Here is a 19639-nt window from a genome sequence, read left to right on the forward strand (position 1 = left end):
GCCGGCCGGTCCCCTTTAGGGTCGGGCCATGGACGGTGCGACGGCGGGTGGTTCGGGCGGCTCGGGTGACTCGGGTGACTCGGGCGGGAGCGGGTTCGGCGGGGTTCCCGCGCCGTTCGCGCGGGCGCAGGTGCGCGACAACGGGGCGGCCGGGCGGGCCTTCGTCGACGCGTTGCCCGGGCGGGTGGCCGCCTTCCTGGAGCGGTGGGAGCTACGGGTGACCGGGCCCGGGATGCACGGGGTGACGGCCCTGGTGCTGCCGGTGGTGCGGGCCGACGGGACGGCGGCGGCGCTGAAGCTGCCGGCGCTGGACGAGGAGAACGCGGGGGAGCCGCTCGCGCTGCGCGCGTGGGCCGGGGAGGGCTGCGTACGGCTGCTGGCGGACGATCCGGAGACCGGCACGCTGCTGCTGGAGCGCCTCGACGAGACCAGGCCCCTGTCGGCGCTGGCCGTACGGGATTCCAGGCGGGCGGTGGAGGTCGTCGGCGGGTTGCTGGCCCGGCTGACGGCGGTCCCGGCGCCGGCCGGGCTGCGACGGCTCGGGGACCTGGCGGCGGGGATGCTGGAGGAGGTGCCGGGGGCGCTGGAGCAGCTGGAGCAGCTGGGGGGCGACCGGGAGCGGAGGCTGGTCGCGGACTGCGCGGCGGCGCTCGCGGAGGTGGTGGGGGAGCCGGGGGACCGGCTGCTGCACTGGGACCTGCACTACGACAACGTGCTGGCGGGGGGGCGCGAGCCGTGGGTGGCCATCGATCCGAAGCCGCTCGCCGGTGATCCGGGGTTCGAGCTGCTGCCGGCGTTGGTCAACAACTTCCGTGCGCGGGAGGTGCGGTGGCGCTTCGAGGCGCTCGCGGAGGTGGTGGACGCGGACCGGGAACGGGCGCGGGCGTGGACGCTGGGGCGGGTGCTGCAGAACTGCCTGTGGGACGTGGAGGACGGGGACCGGCCGGCGGAGGTGCAGCTGAGGGTCGCGGAGTCGCTGCTGGGGCGGGACGGGGGCAGGGGCGGGCGCGGGGGCTCGTAGGGTGCAGGCATGATCCGTAACGCCGTCCTCAGCGACGTACCCGTCATCCAGTCCATGATCCGCGAGCTCGCGGAGTACGAGAAGGTGCCGCACGAGGCGCGCGCCACCGAAGAGCAGTTGCGGGAGGCGCTCTTCGGGGAGCGGCCGGCGGCGTTCGCGCACCTCGCGGTGACGGAGGAGGGCGAGGCGGTCGGGTTCTCGTTGTGGTTCCTCAGCTTCTCCACGTGGCGCGGGGTGCACGGGATCTACCTGGAGGACCTGTACGTCCGTCCGGGCACTCGCGGCGGCGGCCACGGGAAGGCGCTGCTGCGGGAGTTGGCGCGGATCTGCGTGGAGCGCGGGTACGAGCGGCTGGAGTGGTCGGTCCTGAAGTGGAACGAGCCCACGATCGCCTTCTACGAGGCCTTGGGCGCGCGGCCGCAGGACGAGTGGTCGGTGTACCGGCTGACCGATGGGGCGCTGGCGGAGCTCGGCGGCGAGTAGGCGGGGGCGAGTAGGCGGAGACGCATAGCCGGGGGCGCCGGTCCTCAGGGTTCCAGGACGACCTTGCCGGTGGTGGCGCGGGTTTCCAGGTCGCGGTGGGCGGCGGCGGCTTCGGCGAGGGGGTAGCGCTGGAGGGCCGGGCGCAGGCGGCCGGTGGCGGCTTCGGCGAGGGCGCGGGTTTCGAGGAGGCGCAGAGGGTCTTCGCCGCCGGCGCGTTGGAGCATGGCGGGCCCGAGGACGTGCCGCGTGGTGACGCCGCGGGCGTCGAGGCCCGCCTGCTCGGTGTCGGTGAGGGTGAGGGGGCCGCCGGACCAGCCGAAGACGAGGTGGTCGGCGCCGTCGCGGAGCAGGCCGAGGGCGGTGCGGGCGACGGACCCCCCGACGGAGTCGAAGAGGACGGTGGCGCCGTCGGGATGGTGGGCGCGGAGGGTGTCGGCCCAGTCCGGGGCGGTGTAGTCGAGGGCGAGGTCGGCGCCGTTGGCGGCGGCCCGGGCGGTTTTGGCGGGGCCGCCGGCGAGGGCGACGACGGTGGCTCCGGCGTGGTGGGCGTACTGGACCAGCAGGGTGCCGATGCCGCCCGCGGCGGCGGGGACCAGGGCGACGGAGCCGGGGCCGAGCTCGGCGAACTGGAGGATGCCGAGGGTGGTGCGGCCCGTGCCGATCATGGCGACGGCGGTGGCGGGGTCGAGGCCGTCCGGGACGGCGTGCAGCCGGGAGGCGTCGGTGACGGCGTACTCGGCGTAGCCGCCGGGGGCGAATCCGAGGTGGGCGACGACGCTCCGGCCGAGCCAGGCGGGGTCCGTGCCGGGGCCGAGCGCGTCGACGGTGCCGGCGACCTCGCGGCCGGGGACGGTCGGCAGCTCGGGGAGGGGCGCGGGCGGGCCCTGGACGCCGCGGCGCAGGGCGGTGTCGAGGAGGTGGACGCCGGCGGCGGCCACGGCGATGCGGACTTGGCCGGGGGCGGGGACGGGGCGGGGGACGGACTCGTAGGTGAGGTTCTCGGCGGGGCCGAAGGCGTGGAGGCGGATGGCTTGCATCGTGGGTGGGGGTGTGGGTGTGGGTGGGGTCATGGGTGAAGCCTCGGACCTCAAGTGGGGTTGAGGTCAAGGGGTGGGTCAGGATGGGGGGATGGCGATGGCGCGGGACGGGCGGAAGACGCAGCAGCAGCAGCGGCAGCGGAAGCAGCAGGCGGTGAAGGCAGCGCGGCGGCCGGAGGTGCGGTTGCCGGAGCTCAGCGGGTGGGAGGACGCGGGGCCCGGGCTGGAGCCGGACGGGGACTACGACGGGCTGGAGCTCGTCGAGGTGGACCTCACGGGCGGGGACGGGCGGGGGGCCCGGTTCATGGACTGCGCGCTACGGCGCTGCGTGCTGGACGAGACCGGGCTGGCCAAGGCGCGGATCCTGGACTCGGTGCTGGACGGCGTCCGGGGGGTGGGGACGGACCTGTCGGAGGCCTCGCTGCGCGACGTGGAACTGCTGGACGCCCGGCTGGGCGGGGTCCAGCTGCACGGGGCGGTGCTGGAGCGGGTGCTCGTACGCGGAGGCAAGATCGACTACCTGAACCTGCGCACGGCGCGGCTCAAGGATGTGGTCTTCGAGGGGTGCGTGCTGGTGGAGCCGGACTTCTCGGGTGCGGTGATGGAGCGGGTGGAGTTCCTGGGCTGCGAGCTGCGGGGGGTGGACTTCACGGGGGCGCGGATGGCGGACGTGGACCTGAGGGCGGTCGCGGAGCTGGAGATCGCGCGGGGTGTGGAGGCGTTGGCGGGGGCGGTGATCAGTCCGGCGCAGCTCATTGGGCTGGCGCCGGCGATGGCTGCGCAGCTTGGGTTGAGGGTGGTGGGCTAGGCCGTCACCTTCGGATCCGGCCTGGTCCGTGCCGCCCGGCACCGGACCGGGTGAGCCCGGCTCTCTGCGCTTCGGCTTGGCGGCTTGGCCGGGTGGCCCTGCGGGGCTGTCCCCTACCCGCCCTTCCACCGTTCCCAGGGCTCCGCCCTGACCCGTCCGGCCCGGGCTGCGCCCGAGGCATTCGGGGCTCCGCCCCGGACCCCGGTCCTCAAACGCCGGACGGCTGGATTTGGCTCCGCCCGGACCTGTCGGGACCCGGGCTGCGCCCGAGGTTTTCGGGGCTCCGCCCCGGACCCCGGTCCTCAAACGCCGGACGGCTGGATTTGGCTCCGCCCGGACCTCGGTCCTCAAGCGTCGGGCGGTTGGATTGGGCTCCGCCCCGGACCCCGGTGTTCAAGCGTCGGGCGGCTGGGTTGGCTTCGGTCTGCTACGCCGGGACTCGGGGGAAGCGGGACTGGAGGGTCCAGATGATCGGGTTGTCGCCCAGGCCGTCGTGCATGTCGATGAGGTCCGCGATCACGTCGTGCAGGAAGTCCCGTGCTTCGCGGCGCAGCAGGCGGTGGCTGAAGGTGAGGGGGGCTTCTTCCGACGGCATCCAGTCGGCCTCGACGTCGACCCAGCCGAAGCGGCGCTCGAAGAGCATCCGGTCCGAGGACTCGGTGAAGTCGATCTCGGCGTACTGGCGGTTGGCGGCGCGGCTGCCGCGCGGGTCCTGGTCGAGCTGCTCGATGATGTCGCACAGCGCCCAGGCGAAGTCCAGTACGGGCACCCATCCCCAGGCTGTGGACACTTCCCGGTCCGCGTTGGTGTCGGCGAGGTAGACGTCCCCGCAGAACAGGTCGTGGCGCAGCGAGTGGACGTCCGCCGAGCGGTAGTCGGTCTGCGGGGGGTCGGGGAAGCGCCGGGAGAGGGAGTAGCCGATGTCGAGCACGTATCCGATGGTGTCACGTGCGGGGCGGGGGGTCTCCCGCGCGGGCCTTAAGGGGCCCCGTGGACGGTGCGGGCACGGGGATCAGAGTTGCTGATGCCCCCGGGGGGTGTCGGGTTCGCCGGATTAAGCTCGGCGCGTCCGGGGGGTCGTTCGTGGCGAGAGGGGACGGGCGTGGGGGGAGCCGGGGGACAGGGCGATGCCGGGGTGCTGCGGGAGCGCAACCGGCTCGCGGCCGAACTGCACGACACCGTGGCCCAGGGGCTGACCAGCATGCACCTGCTGCTCGACGCGGCCGACCGGGAGTGGACCCGGGAGCCGGGGCGGGCCCGGCTGCTGGTCCGGCAGGCGGCCGCCGCCGCGCGGGAGAACCTCGCCGAGGCCCGGCGGATCATCCGTGACCTGGCTCCGGTGGAGCTGGAGCGGGGGGCGGCGCTGCCCGATGTGCTGCGCGAGCTGTGCGCCGGGGTGGACGGGGCCCGGTTCCGGCTGGAGGGGGAACCCCGGCCGGTGCCGGGCAGGGTCGAGGGCGCGGTGCTGCGGGCGGCCCAGGGCGCCCTGGCCAACGTGCGCCGGCACGCGCGGGCCTCGGCCGTCGTGGTGACCCTGACCTACCAGCCGTACGTACTCGCCCTGGACGTGTGGGACGACGGCGTCGGGTTCGACCCGGCCGCCGCTGCCGGGCACGGGCACGGGCACGGGAGTCCGGGCGGGGACGGGCTGCGGCTGCTGCGCCGCCGCATCGGGTATCTGGGGGGTACGGCCACGGTGGAGAGCAGTCCGGGTGGGGGAGGGACGGTGGTGTCGGTCTGCGTTCCGGTGCCGCCGTTGGTGCTCCCGCTGCCGGTGCCCCCGCCGGTGACGAGACCGGGCCCGGGACCGGGGCCGGGATGACGCCCGTCCGGATCCTGTTGGTGGACGATCATCCCGTCGTGCGGGCCGGGCTGCGGGCGCTGTTGGGCGGGTGCCCCGAGTTCGAGGTGTGCGGGGAGGCCGCCGACGGGGGCGCCGCGCTGCGGATGGTGCGCGAGCTGCGGCCCGAGCTGGTGCTGATGGACATCCGGATGGGCCCGGGGATGTGCGGGGTGGAGACCACGCGGCGGATCGGGCGGCTGCCCGCGCCGCCCCGCGTGGTCGTGCTCAGCAGCTACGAGTCCGACGCGTACGTCGTACGGGCCGTGGAGGCGGGCGTGGCGGGGTACCTGCTCAAGGGGTCCCCGCCCGACCTGCTGTTCCAGGCGCTGCGGACGGTCGCGGCCGGGGAGTCGGCCCTGTCGCCCTCGGTGGTCTCGCGGCTGATGAACCGGTACCGGGCGCCGAGCGCGGCGCTGACGGCCCGGGAGACCGAGATCCTGGAGCTGATCGCGACGGGCCGCTCCAACCGGGAGATCGGCTCGGCGCTCTTCATCAGCGGGACCACGGTCAAGACCCACCTCGTGCACGTCTACGAGAAGCTCGGGGTGGAGAACCGTACGGCGGCCGTGCGCGCGGCCGTCGACCGGGGGCTCATCGGGCTGGGGTAGGGGCGACCGGCCGGCCGGGCCCCCCCAGGGTCGTGGGGTCAGTTCGGGTAGTTGATCTGGACCGCGGTGCCGTTGTACTGCCAGAGCGGCGAGAAGATGCGCTTGCGGATCTTCCAGACGCCCGCGGACCTCACGTACTCGTCGCGGTAGCGGATGCCGCGCACGACGACGGTCTCCGGGGCGGTGGCGGTGGCCGGGTACACGAGCTGGGCGGTGGCGTGGCTGTCGCCGGTCGCGGTGTAGCGGCCGGTGACGCGGATGTAGGCGTTGGCCGTGACGTGGGTGGAGTGGCCCCAGGCCGCCGCGCCGTCGAGGTTGGCGACGACCGCCTCGATGCCGGACTTGACGATGCCGGCGGTGCCGTCGGGGTGGGCCATCACGGTGAGGACGGCGTCGTCGGTGAAGAGGGTCCGGAAGACCGTCTTGTCCTTGGTGTCCACGGCGAAGAGGTAGGTCTCCAGCAGGCGGTTGATCGCCAGCTCGTCCTCCGCGGAACCCGCCGGGCCGGAGCCGTAGGAGGCGGTCGAAAGGTCCTCGGACGCGGCGCTGGCGGGCGCCGCGGAGGCGAGTGCGCCGAGCCCGGCTACGGCGGCGCCGGTGCCCAGCATGGTGAGCATGCGGCGGCGTTCCGGGGCGAAATCGGTGGTCGGCATGGCAGGTTCCTCTCGACACGGCTGCTTGCGCCCGGGCCGGCTCGGGGTGGTCCGGGCACTGACGAGCCTGTCGTGTGGCCGCCCGCGGGGGATCGGCGCGGCGTACGAGCGCGATCTCGTACGGATGGACGATGCCGACGGCCCCCGCCTCAGGGAAGGAGGCGCTGCTCCTTGGCCACCGAGACCGCGCCCGCGCGGGTGTCGACGCCGAGCTTGTCGTAGATGCGGCCCAGGTGGGTCTTGACCGTCGCCTCGCTGATGAACAGGGCGCGGGCGATGTCGCGGTTGCCGAGGCCGCGGGCGAGCTGGCCGAGGATGTCGAGCTCACGGTCGGTCAGGGTGGGCCGGGTGCCGCGCATGTGGGCCATCACGCGGCTGGCCACGGGGGCGGAGAGGGTGGTTCGGCCCTGGGCTGCGGAGTGGATCGCGGCGAACAGCTCCTCCGGGCGTTCCGCCTTCAGGAGGTAGCCCGTGGCGCCCGCGCCGATGGCCCGGGTGATGTCCGCGTCGGTGTCGTACGTGGTCAGGACCAGGACGTGCGGGGGCTTCGGGGCGGCGGTGATGCGGCGGGTGGCCTCCACGCCGTCGATGCCCTCGCCGAGCTGGAGGTCCATCAGGACCACGTCGGGGCGGAGTTTGGCCGCGAGCGCGACCGCTTCCTCGCCGCTGCCCGCCTCGCCGAGCACCTCGATGTCCGGCTCGCTGCCGAGCAGGGCGAGCAGGCCGGCGCGGACCACGACGTGGTCGTCGCAGAGGAGGATCGTGGTCATGGGGTGGTCTCCAGGGGGATCGACGCCGACAGGACAGTGCCCTCGCCCGCGGTGGATTCGATGGTCAGGTTGCCGCCGAGCTGGCGGACGCGGGCGCGCATCGCGGGCAGGCCGTGGCCGCGTTCGGCGGCGGCGGAGCGGAGCGGGGTGAAGCCGTGGCCGTCGTCGGCGATGTCCAGGACGACCTGGTCGCCCAGGAAGCTGAGGGTGAGGGCCGCGGTACGGGCCCCCGAGTGCTCCCGTACGTTCGCCAGCGCGCCCTGCGCGATGCGCAGCAGCGCCTGCTCCGCGCGGTCGGGGAGGCGGACCGTCGCGCCCTCCAGGTGGAAGCGGACCTCGATCTCCGGGCCCGCGTCCAGCGCGCGCAGGGCGTCCGGGAGGCCGGCGCCGCCGGCGAGCTCGCGCGGCGCGAGGTCGTGCACCAGGCGGCGGGCCTCGGCGAGGCCGCGGGCGGTGATGTCGGTGGCGGTACGGATGTGCGTGCGGGAGGTGCCCGGGTCGGTGTCCCAGGTGCGTTCGGCTGCTTGGAGGAGCATCTGCTGGCTGGACAGGTGCTGGGCCAGGGTGTCGTGGATCTCCATCGAGAGGCGCTGGCGTTCGGCGAGGGTGCCGGCGCGGCGTTCGGTGGCGGCCAGTTCCCGGCGGGTGCGGATCAGGTCGTCGATCAGGGTGCGCTGGGCTGCCGCCTGGCGCTCCATGTGGACGAAGACGGCGGTGGCGAGGGCGGCGACGGCGGGCGGGGCGAGGAGCAGGTTGGGGTCGAAGGGCTCGCCCGAGCCGGAGGTCTGGGCGAGGCGCAGCTGGGCCGCCACGACGAACACGGTCAGCAGGGCCACGAGGACGACGGCCGCGCGGGGCGGGAGGGTGCGCAGGGCCGTGTAGAAGAGCGGGACGGCGCACCAGGCGAAGCTCGGCGCGAGGACGACGAGGACCACCCAGACGGCGACGACCAGGCCGAGCCAGAGGAGGCGGCGCAGGGTGGGGGCGGCGCCGAGGGCCGGGCCGAGTACGTAGAGCAGGGCCAGGGTGATGCCCAGGGCGATGATCCACGGGGTGCGGGGTTCGTCGGGGTGGCGGAGGAGGAAGCGGGCTACCGAGGCGCCCAGGAGGAGGAAGAACGCGGTGTGCATGACCGTGGACAGGGCGCGGGTGTCTTGTGGGGGTGGGGTGATTGCCCTGTGGCTCCGCGGGCCGGGTGGGCTCGGCGGGCCTGGCGGGCCTGGCGGGCCGGGTGGGTGTGCGCTGGTCACGGGGGTGCTCCTGGGGGTGGTGCGTATGTCCATGGTGCCGGTTTTCGGGGGGTGCGGGTGGGTGGCGCTGCGCGGGGGTGTCCCCTACCCGCCCTTCCACCGTTCCCAGGGCTGCGCCCTGACCCGTCGGGCCCCGGGCTGCGCCCGGACCCCCTGGGGCTCCGCCCCAGACCCCGGTCCTCAAACGCCGGACGGCTGGGAGGGGGACCGGAAGGTTAGGTAAGCGGGTTGTGGGGGGAGGGCGCATCAGCCGATCGGTTGACCCTGGGGTCAACCGGTGGGGGGCGGGTTCGGAGCCGGTACGGGGACGGGGTGGTGGGGGTGGCGGGGAGAGGCTTGGAGCAACGGCAGGACAGCCCGCCGTGCCGACGTTCACAGGAGCAGCAGACATGAACACCCGCACCCGCGTTCTCACCGGTACCGCCCTCGCCGTCGTCCTCGGCGCCGGAGCCCTCGGCGCGGTCAGCGCCAACGCCGCCCCGGCCTCGGCTCCGGCCGCCGCCCCCGCCGCCGTCGCGAAGAAGGACGGCGACAAGAAGAACTTCACCACCTCCACGCACCTCACCATCGACGCCGCCACCCGCGCCGCCCAGGCCGCGCTGCACGCCGCCGAGCAGGAGAACCAGAAGGTGACCGTCGCGGTGGTGGACCGCAACGGCAACACCATCGTCACGCTGCGCGGCGACGGCGCCGGCCCGCAGTCCTACGAGTCCGCGCAGCGCAAGGCCTACACCGCCGTGTCCTGGAACGCCCCGACCTCGGTGCTCGCCGGCCGCCTCGCGCAGGCCCCGAACCTGAAGGACATCCCCGGCACCCTCTTCCTCGGTGGCGGCACCCCCGTCCAGGCCGAAGGCGCCCCGGTCGCGGGCATCGGTGTCGCGGGCGCGCCCTCCGGCGACCTGGACGAGAAGTTCGCCAAGGCCGGCGTGGACGCCCTCGCCAAGTAGAGGTAGGAGTCGAAGGGGGTGGAGCGCCGAGGGACGTAGTCTCGGAGGCGTGGATCACCGCCTTGTGTATCGCCTGGCCGCCCCTGCCGTCGCCACCCTGTTCGCCCTCACGGGCTGTACGGGGGAGACCGTGCAGGGGCGGCCGGGTGCGTCGGGGGTGCGCGACCCGTTCTTCCCCAAGGCCGGCAACGGCGGTTACCAGGTCGAGCACTACTCCCTGGACCTCGACTACGACCCGGCCGACGGGCAGCTGCACGCCACCGCCGTCATCACCGCCCGTGCCGAGCACGGGCTCAGCTCCTTCAACCTCGACCTCAGCGGGCTTGAGGTGGAGGGCGTGAGCGTGCAGGGCGTCGGGGCCCGCTTCAACCGCTCCGGCAACGAGCTGACGGTGCGCCCCGCCGAGGACCTGGAGCGTGGGGAGGTCTTCCGTACGGAGGTCGACTACTCCGGCCGGCCCGAGGCGGTGACCGACCCCGACGGGGCCGAGGAGGGGTGGATCGTCACCCCGGGCGGCGATGGCGCGGTCGCCGTCGGCGAACCCGTCGGGTCGATGGCCTGGTTCCCGGGGAACCACCACCCGAGCGACAAGGCCACGTACGACATCAGGGTGACCGTCCCCCGGGGGTACGAGGCCGTGTCCAACGGCGAGCTGCGTTCGCGTACGGAGGAGGACGACGGCCGGACCGCCTTCGACTGGCACTCAGCGGAGCCGATGGCGAGTTACCTGGCGACCGTGGCCGTCGGGAAGTTCAAGGTGACGACCGGGCGGACCGCCTCCGGGATCCCCGTCTACACGGCGGTGGCGCCCGGCGAGGCGGCGGCGAGCGGGGCCGCGCTCGCGCGGCTGCCCGAGATGGTGGAGTGGGGCATCGGGCGCTTCGGCCCGTACCCCTTCTCCACGACCGGCGCGATCGTGCTGCCCGCGGACAGCCTCGGCTACGCGCTGGAGACGCAGACCCGGCCGGTGTTCCCGGGGGCGCCCGGCAGCCAGGAGCTGGTGCTGCACGAGCTGGCGCACCAGTGGTTCGGGAACTCGGTGTCGCCGAAGTCCTGGAAGGACATGTGGCTCAACGAGGGTTTCGCGACCTACGCCGAGTGGCTGTGGTCCGAGGACCACGGCGGGCCGAGCGCGCAGCAGCACTTCGACGCCTACCTCGCCGGGGACACCAGCTTCGACGTGAATGCGGGATCGGACTGGGGCGCCTTCCCGCCGGCCGCCCCCCGGAGCGCGAAGGAGATCTCCGCGTCCCCGGTGTACGGGCGCGGGGCGATGGTCCTCCAGCGGATCCGGCAGGAGGCCGGCGACGAGAAGTTCTTCGCCCTGGTGCGGGGCTGGGCCGCCGACCACCGGCACGGAAACGCGAGCACGGCCGATTTCACCGCTTACGCGGAGGAGAAGACCGGCCGTGACCTGAAGGACGTCTGGGACGTGTGGCTGTACGGGAAGGACCGCCCCAAGGCGCCCAAGGGGCCCAAGGGGCCCAAGGCGTCGAAGACGCCGTAGGCGGCCTCCCGCCTACAGGGCCTTGCGCAGGACCGTGCAGGGGCGGCCCGCCTCGCGGTCGGTGTCCTGGCGCAGGGTGACGTAGCCCTGGGACTGCCAGAAGGCGAGGCCCTTCTCGTTGCCGTCGAGCACGGCGAGCCGTACGCCCGACCGTCCGGCGGCGCGGAAGCGGTCCTCGACCAGGGCGACCACGGAGCGGCCGTATCCCTCGCGGTGCGCGGTGGCGTCGATGAGCAGCAGGCCGATCCACGGGTCGGGGTCCTCGGACGCCGGGTCCCCAGGGGAAGGCCGACCAGTATGGGCGAGGGTGGCGGCCAGGCCTACGAGGCGTCCGGCGGAGCGGGCGAGGAGGACCTCGGCGCCGTCGTGGGCGAGCTCGTCTGCGAGGGCGGCGGCGACCTGCTCGACCGTGATGCGGCCGGGGTCGGGGAAATCGCCGCTGAGCTCGAAGAACGCGTGGTTCGTCGCGTAGAGCGTGGCGATTTCGGTGAGGACCGGGCCCGGCAGGGCGCCGTCCTCGACGGGAGCGAGCGGCAGGAGGATCACGTACCGAACGGTAGCGAAGCCCCCTCCCCGGACGGCCGGGAGGGGGCTCCAGCACGGACGCGTCCTCGGACGCGAACGCTCAGGATCAGACGTTGACGCCGAAGTCCTGGGCGATGCCGGTCAGGCCGGAGGCGTAACCCTGGCCCACGGCGCGGAACTTCCACTCGGCGCCGTTGCGGTACAGCTCGCCGAAGACCATCGCGGTCTCGGTCGCGGCGTCCTCGGAGAGGTCGTAGCGGGCGATCTCGACGCCGCCGGCCTGGTTCACGACGCGGATGTACGCGTTGCGGACCTGGCCGAAGTTCTGGCTGCGGGTCTCGGCGTCGTAGATGGAGACCGGGAAGACGATCTTGTCGACGTCGGCGGGGAGGCCCGCGAGGTTGACGTTGATGGCCTCGTCGTCGCCCGCGCCCTCGCCGGTGCGGTTGTCACCGGTGTGGACGATGGTCTGGTCCGGGGTGGACTTGTTGTTGAAGAAGACGAAGTGGCCGTCGGAGACGACCTTGCCGAGCGCGTTGACCGCGATGGCCGAGGCGTCCAGGTCGAAGTCGACACCGGTGGTCGTGCGGGTGTCCCAGCCGAGGCCGACGGTGACGGCCGCGAGGCCCGGGGCCTCCTTGCTGAGCGAGACGTTTCCGCCCTTGGAGAGGCTTACTGCCATGGTGACTGGTGTCCCTTCCTAGTCTCACTTGGTCTCACTTGTCGTATCGACCGTGAGGATGCCCAAGTTACCGCTGACCTCCATAACGCGGGGAGAGGGGCGCCAGGTTCCGCAAATAGGGAATCGTCCGCAATGGATCGTGTGCGATCCGGTCGGAAATGCGGGTGACGGGGCCCCGGCGGGCACGGATCATAGGGGGCATGCCTGGTCCCTATGTCATCCGCGGTTCGGTCGTGCTCCCCGAGGGCGAGCTCGCCTGGCGTTTTTCGCGGTCCTCCGGACCGGGCGGCCAGCACGTGAACACCTCGGACTCGCGCGTGGAGCTCCTCTTCGACGTCGCGGCGACGAAGTCGCTGCCCGACGTGTGGAAGGAGCGGGCGCTGGAGCGCCTCGCGTCCCGGCTGGTCGACGGGGTGGTGACCGTACGGGCCTCCGAGCACCGCTCGCAGTTCCGCAACCGGGAGATGGCGCTGGTCCGGCTGACCGCGCTGCTGGCCGAGGCCACGGCTCCGCCGCCGAAGGCACGGCGGGCGACGAAGATCCCCCGGGGCATCAACGAGCGGCGGCTGCGCGAGAAGAAGGCCCGCGGCGAGACCAAGCGGGGCCGCAACGCGCGGGACTGGTAGCCGCCGGACCCCGGTGGCCGGATCCGATCGCCGCCAGGGCTTGGTGCCCGGACCCGGTGGCCGGCCGGCTCAGGGCGCCAGGTGCCGGTAGCGCCCCCGGAAGTACGTCAGCGGCGGGGAGTCCGGCGCCGGCTGGGTGGCGGTGAGCACGTGGCCGATGACCAGGGTGTGGTCGCCCGCCTCGACGCGGTTCTCCGTACGGCACTCCAGGGTGGCCAGTGCCCCCGAGAGCAGCGGGGCGCCGGAGACGCCGCCGCGCGTGTAGGGCAGGTCCGCGAAGAGCAGCCGGTCGCTGATGCGGTTCTTCATCGAGAAGCGGCTCGCGATCTGGACCTGGTGGTCGGCGAGCACCGACACCGACCACAGGGGCTGCTCGGCCAGCAGGTCGTCCATCCGGGAACCCTCGCGCACGCTGACGAGCACCAGGGGAGGGTCCAGGGACACGGACATGAAGGCGGTCGCCGTCATGCCGACGTCTTCGCCGCGGCTGCCGGCCGACAGCGGGGGTTCCTGTGCGGTGATCAGGCACACGCCTGCCGCCAGTCGGGACATCGCGGCCCGGAACTCGTCGTTGCTCACCCCCTCAGCATGGGGTGCGGGTACGGAAACTGGTGTCAGGGGGGTCGTTGGGGGCACGGTGGGGACGCTACTGTCACCCCTCGCGCGGCACATCGGGCGGAGGTCCGAGGCGTGCCCCCGCCCGCCGACCTAGGCCGCCCCGGGCCCCGGCGCATCGTTTGCTTCCGGGAACATGTCGGGCGAACCGGCCGGAATGAGCCCGAGTGGGCGGTGTGGTGGCCACCGTTATTCATCTCATGTGACTTGAGTCACAGAGAGCAAGATTTGTTGACCCTGTGTACCTGCCGCACAGCTCACTGTGATTCAGTGGACGGGACACCGCAACGAAGCGCCGATGACAAACCTGGAGTTGCTGTCGAGGTCTCGGGGAGAGCGAGCAATGGAGACCGAGTCGGAGCCGTACGTCCGTCTTGCGACCCTGCGGCAGCTGCACCGGGTGGTGGCCGAGCTCAATACGGCCCGGAGCCTGGCGGACACCCTGCAGACCGTCGTCGACGGCATCGTCCTCGGCCTCGGCTACGAACTCGCCTGCGTCAACCTCGTTCGCCCCGACGGTGATCTGGTCGTCGCCGCCTTCGCGGGAGACCCCGCCGCCGAAGCCCTGATCACCGGCCGCGTCGGCTCGCGCGCCTCCTGGGAACGCCGCCTGACGATGGGCGAGAACTGGGACGGGCTGCGCTTCATCCCGCACACCGAGGGATGGGTCCTCGTCGAGGACGACGTCCCCCAGTGGCACACGGAGGGCCCCGACCCGCGGTTCGAGGACGAGTGGCACCCCGAGGACCGGCTCTACGCACCCATGTACGCCTCCGGCGGCGAACTGCTCGGCGTGGTCTCCGTGGACCGCCCGCGCAACGGCCGCCGGCCCGGTGCCTGGGGCCGCGAAGCGCTCCAGATGTACGCCTTCCAGGCCGCGATTGCCATCAGCAACGCCCGGCTCCGCGCGAACATGCAGCGGGCCCTGGTCCGCCTGGAGCGCGAGCAGCAGGCCCTGCGCGCCAGTGAAGAGTCGTTCCGCCAGGCCTTCGAGTACGCGCCGAGCGGCATGGCCATCGCCGAGATGGGCGGCGACCAGCACGGCCGCCTGCTGCGCACCAACGACGCGCTGTGCCGGCTGCTGGGGCGGCCCGCCTCGGTGCTGCGCCGGTACTCCTTCTCCGACCTCGTGCACCCCGAGGACATCGGGACCCTGCTGCGCACCTCCGCCGAGGGCGGCCGCGCCGAGCTCAGACTCGGCCGTCGCGACGGTACGTACGTCTGGGTCTCGCTGCGCAACTCCGTCGTCGCCGACGCCGCCGACGGGCCGCGCTTCCTGCTCACGCACGTCGAGGACATCGAGGAGCGCAAGCGGCACGAGCTCCAGCTCGCCCACCGGGCCAGCCACGACTCGCTGACCGGCCTGCCCAACAGCGCCGAGCTGCGCTCCCGGCTCGGGGCCCGGCTCTGCCGCCGCCCGCAGTCGGTGCGCGCCACCGCCGTGGAGGCGCTGGACGCGGCCTTCGAGACCCGGCCCTCGGTGGAGGGCGGACCCGGTGAGCACGGCGAGCACGGGTTCCGGCCCGACGGCTTCCCCGAGCCCTTCGAGTTCCCGGGCGGCACGGGCGGCCCGGGCGGTTCGGCCGCGGCGGGCCCGTACGACCACCACGTGCACACGGTCGCGCCGGCGACCGACATCGACGACGGTACGAAGGGGCTCGCGGTGCTCTTCTGCGACCTCGACGGCTTCAAGTCGATCAACGACCGGTTCGGGCACCACACCGGCGACGCGGTCCTGATCGAGGTGGCCCGGCGGCTGACGACCGGCGTCCGGGACGGGGACACGGTGGCCCGGCTGGGCGGTGACGAGTTCGTCGTCCTCGCCGACGGGCTGGGCGCCGCGGACGCCGCCGACCTCGCGGTGCGGCTGCGGAACGCCATCATCCCGCCGATCCGGGTGGACGGCCGTGCGGTCCGTGTGGGAGCCAGTTTCGGGATCGGCTGGGCGAGCTGCGGCATGTCGGCGGACGAGGTGCTGCGCTCGGCCGACCAGCGCATGTACATCGAGAAGCGCTCCCGTTCGAAGGCACACCGCAGGGCCGGGTAAACTCTCGGGCCGCCCGTGGGCGCACCTGTTCGGGGTAGGCTCCCCGGGGTCGAAAGGAGTGACCTGCGATGACGACGCCCGCGAACCACGGCCCGAACAACGGGGCGAGCAAGCCCGAGGATGACGACCCGTTCGGCTACCTCTACGAGGACGGCCAGGCCGCGGGGGCCACCCCGCCCGGGCAGGGCGGCGGCTACGGCTACCCGGGACCGGCGGGCGGCGCTCAGCCGGGCGTGCCCCGAACCTCGTACAACCAGGTCCGCACGGTCGGTGATCGGCCCTACGGCGGCCAGCGCGGGCAGGTTCCGCCGCAGCAGCAGGCCTACCAGGCCCAGTACCAGGCCCCCGAAGCGCTCCAGGCGGGCGGCTACGGCGTTCCGCCGCAGCAGCAGCCCCCGCAGTACACCCAGTCCGTTCCGCTGCCGGGCTCCGGCGGCGGGCACGGCGGCGGCCACGGCGGCGGTTCCAGCCGCAAGGGCATGCTCATCGCCGCCGTCGCGGTGGTCGCCGCGGTGGCGATCGGCATCGGCGCGGCCGTGATCTTCGGCAAGGACGACGACGCCGACAAGAACAAGAACACCGCGAACCCGGGCCAGAGCCCGTCGGCGCCCGCCCAGAACACCCCCTCGAACCAGCCGAGCGGCTCCGCTTCGCCGGTGGCCGAGCTGCCGAAGGGCGACGCGGGCGGTCCGGGCATGGTCATCAGCGGTGGCGCGGTCCTTACGGACGCGGTGCGTGGCGCGGAGAGCGCCAGTGGCAAGTACGTCGGCAACTTCAACCAGCCGGGCGCGGCTGTCACCTGGACGCTGGACCTGCCCAAGGAGGGCACGTACCGGCTCTACGTGCGCTACGGCATCCCGGGCGAGGACGCCAACGCCACCCTCGCGGTGAACGGCAAGCCCAACACCTCGCCGCTGAACATGAAGAACTTCGCGGAATCGGCCAAGGGAGACTGGGAGAAGGGCTGGCAGACCACCTGGGGCCAGGTGACCCTCAACAAGGGCACCAACACGGTCAAGCTGTCGTGCGAGGCCGGCAACAAGTGCCAGGTCAACATCGACAAGCTGTGGCTCCAGAAGGGCTGAGCGGCTTCCAGCAGCGGGCTTACCCCGCCGTGACCTTCACCGACCCCCGTACCTCCTCGTAGGTGCGGGGGTCGAAGTCTCCCGCCGTGGGGGCCGCGACCGTGGCCGCGGAGAGGGCCACCGCGCGGGTCAGGCGGTCCGGCCAGTCCAGGCCCTCGGTGAGGGCCGAGAGGAGGCCCGCGACCGCGGAGTCGCCGGCGCCGGTGGGGTTGCCCGTCAGGGCGCGGGGCGGGGCCGCCCGCCAGGTGCCCAGGGCGGTGGCGGCGAGCAGTCCTTCCGGGCCGAGCGAGGTGACCACCGCGTGGGCCCCGCGCCGGCGGGCGTCGCGGGTGGCGGGCAGCGGGTCGCGGGAGCCGGTCAGCTCGGCGAGCTCGGCGGCGTTCGGCTTGATCACGTCGGGGCGGGCGGCGACCCCGCGGCGCAGGGCCTCGCCGCTGGTGTCGAGCAGGACGGGGACGCCGGCCGCGCGGGACGTCCGTACGAGGGCCGCGTAAGCCCCTACGGGGACGCCCGGGGGCAGGCTGCCGCACAGGGCCACCGCGCGGGCGCCGCCCGCCAGCAGGGCCCCGTAGCGGGTGAGGAACGCGGTCCACTCGGCGGCGGTGATCAGCGGGCCGGGCTCGTTGAACTGCGTGGTGTCCCCGGAGGCCTCGTCGACGACGGCCAGGGTGCGCCGGGTGGTGCCCGCGCAGGGGACCAGCTCGTCGCGGACGCCGGGGGAGCCGGCGAGCAGTTCGCGTACGAGGGCTCCCGTGGGGCCGCCCGCGAAGCCGGTCGCGGTGACCTCGTGGCCGATCGCGGCGAGCACGCGGGCCACGTTGAGGCCCTTGCCGCCGGGCCGTTCGGTGACCTCGGTGACGCGGTGGGAGGCGTGCGCGCGCAGGCGCGGTACGCGGTAGGTGACGTCGAGTGCGGTGTTGAGCGTCACGGTCAGGATCATGGCGGGCCCCGGTCTCGGTGTGTGCGGGGGATCATGCCAAACAGATGAGCGGTCGGCCCAGTACCCGGGGCCGACCGCTTCCGGTCCGTGTGTTCCGTGCGTCTACTTGCCCGCGAGCGGGTCGACGATCCATTCGCCGCGCCGCATGACGCCGCGGACGTCGAAGGCGGAGTCGAGGACGACGAGGTCCGCGTACTTGCCGGGCTCCAGCGAGCCGACCTGGTCGTAGACGCCGATCAGCTTGGCCGGGTTGGCGGAGATCGCCTGGACCACGGACTCGACGGGGAGCTTGTCGAGGGTGACCGACCGCTTGAAGGCGGTGTCCAGGGTGAGGGTGGAGCCCGCGATGGAGCCGCCCTCGACGAGGCGGGCGACGCCCTCCTTGACCTCGACCTCCAGCGGGCCGAGGTGGTAGGTCCCGTCGCCGAAGCCGGCCGCGTCCATCGCGTCGGTGATCAGCGCCACCCGGTGCGCGCCCGCGTGGTGGAAGGCCAGCTCCAGCATCGCCGGGTGCAGGTGGACGCCGTCGTTGATCAGCTCGACGGTGACCCGCTCGTCCTCCAGCAGGGCCGCGATCGGGCCGGGGGCGCGGTGCTCCAGGCCCGGCATCGCGTTGTAGAGGTGGGTGGCCACGGTCGCGCCGGCCTCGATGGCCTCCAGCGTCTGGTCGTACGTGGAGTCCGTGTGGCCGATCGCGGCGATGACCCCGTGCTCGGCGAGCAGTCGTACGGAGTCCAGGCCGCCGGGGAGTTCGGTGGCGAGGGTGAACATGCGGGCGGCGCCGTGCGCGGCGTCGATCAGCTTGCGGACCTCGGCCGGGTCGGGGTCGCGCAGGAGGTCTTCCTTGTGCGCGCCCTTGCGGCAGGGGTTGATGAACGGCCCCTCGAAGTGGATGCCCGCGATGTCGCCCTGCTGGGTCAGCTCGGCGAGCAGTCCCGCGCGGCGGGCCAGCTCGTCCAGGTCGCCCGTGACGGTGGAGGCGACCAGGGTGGTGGTGCCGTGCTCGCGGTGGGTCCGTACGCCCTTGAGCACCTCCTCGGCGGTGCCGGAGGTGAAGGAGGCGCCGCCGCCGCCGTGGTTGTGCATGTCGACGAAGCCGGGGACGATCCAGTGCCCGGTCAGGTCGATGACGGCCGAGTCCTCGTGGGCGCTGCCGGCGATGCGGTCGCCGTCGACGATCAGGCGCCCGCCCTTGACGATGCCCGTGGGCAGCACCACGTCGGCGCCGGAGAGAACGGTGCTGCGGCCCACATGTGCGCTTCCGGACATCAGGCAGGTACCTCCGTGGCGAGTAGATCCCAGGCGAGCAGCCCTGCACCCAGGCATCCGGCGGTGTCCCCTAGGGCGGCCGGAACGATGTGGGGCAGCCGCTGGAACGTCACGCGTTCCTCCACGGCCGTCCGTAGTGGTGTGAACAAGGTTTCCCCGGCCTCCGCCAGTCCGCCACCGATGATCAGCGTGCGCGGGTCCAGCAGGGTGATCGCGGTGACCAGCCCGTCGGCGAGGGCGCCGATCGCGGCGAGCCAGACCTCCCGGGCGCGCTCGTCGCCGGATTCGACGGCCTTGGCGCAGTCCGCGGCGTCCGCGTCGGGGTCGCCGGAGGCGGCCGCCCAGGCGCGGCTGACGGCGGAGGCGGAGGCGAGGGTCTCCAGGCAGCCGCGCTGGCCGCAGCCGCAGGCGGGTCCGCCGGGGCGGACCACGATGTGGCCGATCTCGCCCGCGTACCCGTGCGCGCCGGCCTCGATGCGTCCGGCGATGCCGATGGCTCCGGCGATGCCGGTGCCGAGGGGCACGAACAGGAAGCGGTCGGCGCCGCGGCCCGCGCCGATGCGGCCTTCGGCGAGTCCGCCCGTGCGGACGTCGTGGCCGAGGGCGACCGGGATCCCGCCGAGGCGTCTGCCGAGCAGTTCGCGCATCGGGACGTCGCGCCAGCCCAGGTTCGCCGCGTAGACGGCGATCCCGTTCTCGGCGTCGACGATGCCGGGGACGGCCACGCCGGCCGCGGAGGCGGTGGTGGCGAAGCGTTCCCGGCCGAGGTCGAGGAGCTCGGCGGCGAAGTCCTGGATCGTCTCGACGACGGCTTCGGCGCCCCGCTCGCGGCCGGTGGCGCGGCGCGCTTCGTGGAGCAGGGTGCCGTCGGCGGCGACGAGGGCGGCCTTCATCCCAGTGCCGCCCACATCGAGGGCGATGAC

21 protein-coding genes are annotated in these 19639 nt (G+C 73.5%); 10 read left to right on the forward strand and 11 right to left on the reverse strand.

Features of this window, described 5'->3' with window-relative positions:
- The first annotated feature begins 28 nt into the window (after window positions 1-28).
- Window positions 29-1021, forward strand: a complete 993-nt coding sequence (locus OHA37_RS20765; RefSeq protein WP_266907365.1) for an aminoglycoside phosphotransferase family protein — start codon at window positions 29-31, stop codon at window positions 1019-1021.
- A gap of 9 nt (window positions 1022-1030) precedes the next feature.
- Window positions 1031-1504: a GNAT family N-acetyltransferase gene (locus OHA37_RS20770; protein ID WP_266907367.1), complete on the forward strand. Its 474-nt coding sequence runs from the start codon at window positions 1031-1033 to the stop codon at window positions 1502-1504.
- Window positions 1505-1548: 44 nt separating this feature from the next.
- Here the strand turns inward: OHA37_RS20770 and OHA37_RS20775 are convergent, their stop codons facing one another.
- Window positions 1549-2541, reverse strand: coding sequence for a zinc-binding dehydrogenase (locus tag OHA37_RS20775; RefSeq protein WP_266912945.1), 993 nt, complete (start codon window positions 2539-2541; stop codon window positions 1549-1551).
- Window positions 2542-2638: 97 nt separating this feature from the next.
- Here OHA37_RS20775 and OHA37_RS20780 point away from each other — a divergent pair, with 97 nt between their 5' ends.
- Complete coding sequence (locus tag OHA37_RS20780; RefSeq protein WP_266912947.1) at window positions 2639-3349, forward strand: pentapeptide repeat-containing protein; 711 nt, start codon at window positions 2639-2641, stop codon at window positions 3347-3349.
- 427 nt (window positions 3350-3776) lie between these two features.
- Here OHA37_RS20780 and OHA37_RS20785 read toward each other — a convergent pair whose 3' ends face one another.
- Window positions 3777-4280 (reverse strand): hypothetical protein, encoded by a 504-nt coding sequence (locus OHA37_RS20785; RefSeq protein ID WP_266907369.1) that lies wholly within the window; start codon window positions 4278-4280, stop codon window positions 3777-3779.
- A gap of 171 nt (window positions 4281-4451) precedes the next feature.
- Between OHA37_RS20785 and OHA37_RS20790 the strand changes: the two genes are divergently transcribed.
- Window positions 4452-5171, forward strand: a complete 720-nt coding sequence (locus OHA37_RS20790) for a sensor histidine kinase (protein ID WP_266907371.1) — start codon at window positions 4452-4454, stop codon at window positions 5169-5171.
- Window positions 5168-5800 (forward strand): response regulator, encoded by a 633-nt coding sequence (locus tag OHA37_RS20795; RefSeq protein WP_266907373.1) that lies wholly within the window; start codon window positions 5168-5170, stop codon window positions 5798-5800. Before OHA37_RS20790 ends, OHA37_RS20795 begins: the two co-directional genes overlap by 4 nt.
- Window positions 5801-5838: 38 nt before the next feature.
- Here the strand turns inward: OHA37_RS20795 and OHA37_RS20800 are convergent, their stop codons facing one another.
- From OHA37_RS20800 to OHA37_RS20810, 3 genes are all read right to left on the reverse strand, one after another.
- On the reverse strand, window positions 5839-6453 hold the full coding sequence (locus OHA37_RS20800; RefSeq protein ID WP_266907375.1) for a nuclear transport factor 2 family protein: 615 nt from the start codon (window positions 6451-6453) through the stop codon (window positions 5839-5841).
- A 149-nt stretch (window positions 6454-6602) separates the two neighbouring features.
- Window positions 6603-7223, reverse strand: coding sequence for a response regulator (locus OHA37_RS20805; protein WP_266907377.1), 621 nt, complete (start codon window positions 7221-7223; stop codon window positions 6603-6605).
- Window positions 7220-8506 (reverse strand): sensor histidine kinase, encoded by a 1287-nt coding sequence (locus tag OHA37_RS20810; protein WP_443046191.1) that lies wholly within the window; start codon window positions 8504-8506, stop codon window positions 7220-7222. The genes OHA37_RS20805 and OHA37_RS20810 overlap by 4 nt, the downstream gene beginning before the upstream one ends.
- A gap of 356 nt (window positions 8507-8862) precedes the next feature.
- Between OHA37_RS20810 and OHA37_RS20815 the strand changes: the two genes are divergently transcribed.
- Both OHA37_RS20815 and OHA37_RS20820 read left to right on the forward strand, forming a co-directional pair.
- Window positions 8863-9420: a GlcG/HbpS family heme-binding protein gene (locus tag OHA37_RS20815; RefSeq protein WP_266907381.1), complete on the forward strand. Its 558-nt coding sequence runs from the start codon at window positions 8863-8865 to the stop codon at window positions 9418-9420.
- A gap of 49 nt (window positions 9421-9469) precedes the next feature.
- Window positions 9470-10927: a M1 family metallopeptidase gene (locus tag OHA37_RS20820; RefSeq protein ID WP_266907383.1), complete on the forward strand. Its 1458-nt coding sequence runs from the start codon at window positions 9470-9472 to the stop codon at window positions 10925-10927.
- Between the two features lie 12 nt (window positions 10928-10939).
- On the opposite strand, the gene OHA37_RS20825 is transcribed toward OHA37_RS20820, so the two are convergent.
- Window positions 10940-11473 carry a GNAT family N-acetyltransferase gene (locus tag OHA37_RS20825; protein ID WP_266907385.1) on the reverse strand — a complete coding sequence of 178 codons (534 nt, stop codon included), beginning with the start codon at window positions 11471-11473 and terminating at the stop codon, window positions 10940-10942.
- 85 nt (window positions 11474-11558) lie between these two features.
- Window positions 11559-12134 carry a TerD family protein gene (locus tag OHA37_RS20830; protein ID WP_250744549.1) on the reverse strand — a complete coding sequence of 192 codons (576 nt, stop codon included), beginning with the start codon at window positions 12132-12134 and terminating at the stop codon, window positions 11559-11561.
- A 200-nt stretch (window positions 12135-12334) separates the two neighbouring features.
- On the opposite strand from OHA37_RS20830, the gene arfB reads away from it, so the two are divergent.
- Window positions 12335-12760, forward strand: coding sequence for an alternative ribosome rescue aminoacyl-tRNA hydrolase ArfB (arfB, locus tag OHA37_RS20835; RefSeq protein ID WP_243339524.1), 426 nt, complete (start codon window positions 12335-12337; stop codon window positions 12758-12760).
- Between the two features lie 69 nt (window positions 12761-12829).
- Here arfB and OHA37_RS20840 read toward each other — a convergent pair whose 3' ends face one another.
- Window positions 12830-13432 carry a flavin reductase family protein gene (locus OHA37_RS20840; protein ID WP_266907390.1) on the reverse strand — a complete coding sequence of 201 codons (603 nt, stop codon included), beginning with the start codon at window positions 13430-13432 and terminating at the stop codon, window positions 12830-12832.
- Between the two features lie 286 nt (window positions 13433-13718).
- Here OHA37_RS20840 and cdgB point away from each other — a divergent pair, with 286 nt between their 5' ends.
- Both cdgB and OHA37_RS20850 read left to right on the forward strand, forming a co-directional pair.
- The gene (cdgB, locus tag OHA37_RS20845) at window positions 13719-15422 is read left to right on the forward strand and encodes a diguanylate cyclase CdgB (RefSeq protein ID WP_266907392.1); all 1704 of its coding nucleotides are present in this window, start codon (window positions 13719-13721) and stop codon (window positions 15420-15422) included.
- 68 nt (window positions 15423-15490) lie between these two features.
- Window positions 15491-16507, forward strand: coding sequence for a CBM35 domain-containing protein (locus tag OHA37_RS20850; protein WP_266907394.1), 1017 nt, complete (start codon window positions 15491-15493; stop codon window positions 16505-16507).
- Window positions 16508-16526: 19 nt separating this feature from the next.
- Here OHA37_RS20850 and OHA37_RS20855 read toward each other — a convergent pair whose 3' ends face one another.
- The 3 genes from OHA37_RS20855 to OHA37_RS20865 all read right to left on the reverse strand — a co-directional run bounded on the left by OHA37_RS20855 (window position 16527) and on the right by OHA37_RS20865 (window position 19609).
- Window positions 16527-17447 carry a 1-phosphofructokinase family hexose kinase gene (locus OHA37_RS20855; protein ID WP_266907396.1) on the reverse strand — a complete coding sequence of 307 codons (921 nt, stop codon included), beginning with the start codon at window positions 17445-17447 and terminating at the stop codon, window positions 16527-16529.
- 102 nt (window positions 17448-17549) lie between these two features.
- Window positions 17550-18716: an N-acetylglucosamine-6-phosphate deacetylase gene (nagA, locus tag OHA37_RS20860; protein ID WP_266907398.1), complete on the reverse strand. Its 1167-nt coding sequence runs from the start codon at window positions 18714-18716 to the stop codon at window positions 17550-17552.
- A complete protein-coding gene (locus tag OHA37_RS20865; protein WP_443046313.1) occupies window positions 18716-19609 on the reverse strand; it encodes an ROK family protein in 894 nt (297 codons plus the stop codon). The genes nagA and OHA37_RS20865 overlap by 1 nt, the downstream gene beginning before the upstream one ends.
- Window positions 19610-19639 lie beyond the last annotated feature (30 nt).

Origin of the sequence: Streptomyces sp. NBC_00335, from assembly GCF_036127095.1 — a bacterium.
Taxonomy (GTDB): Bacteria; Actinomycetota; Actinomycetes; order Streptomycetales; family Streptomycetaceae; genus Streptomyces.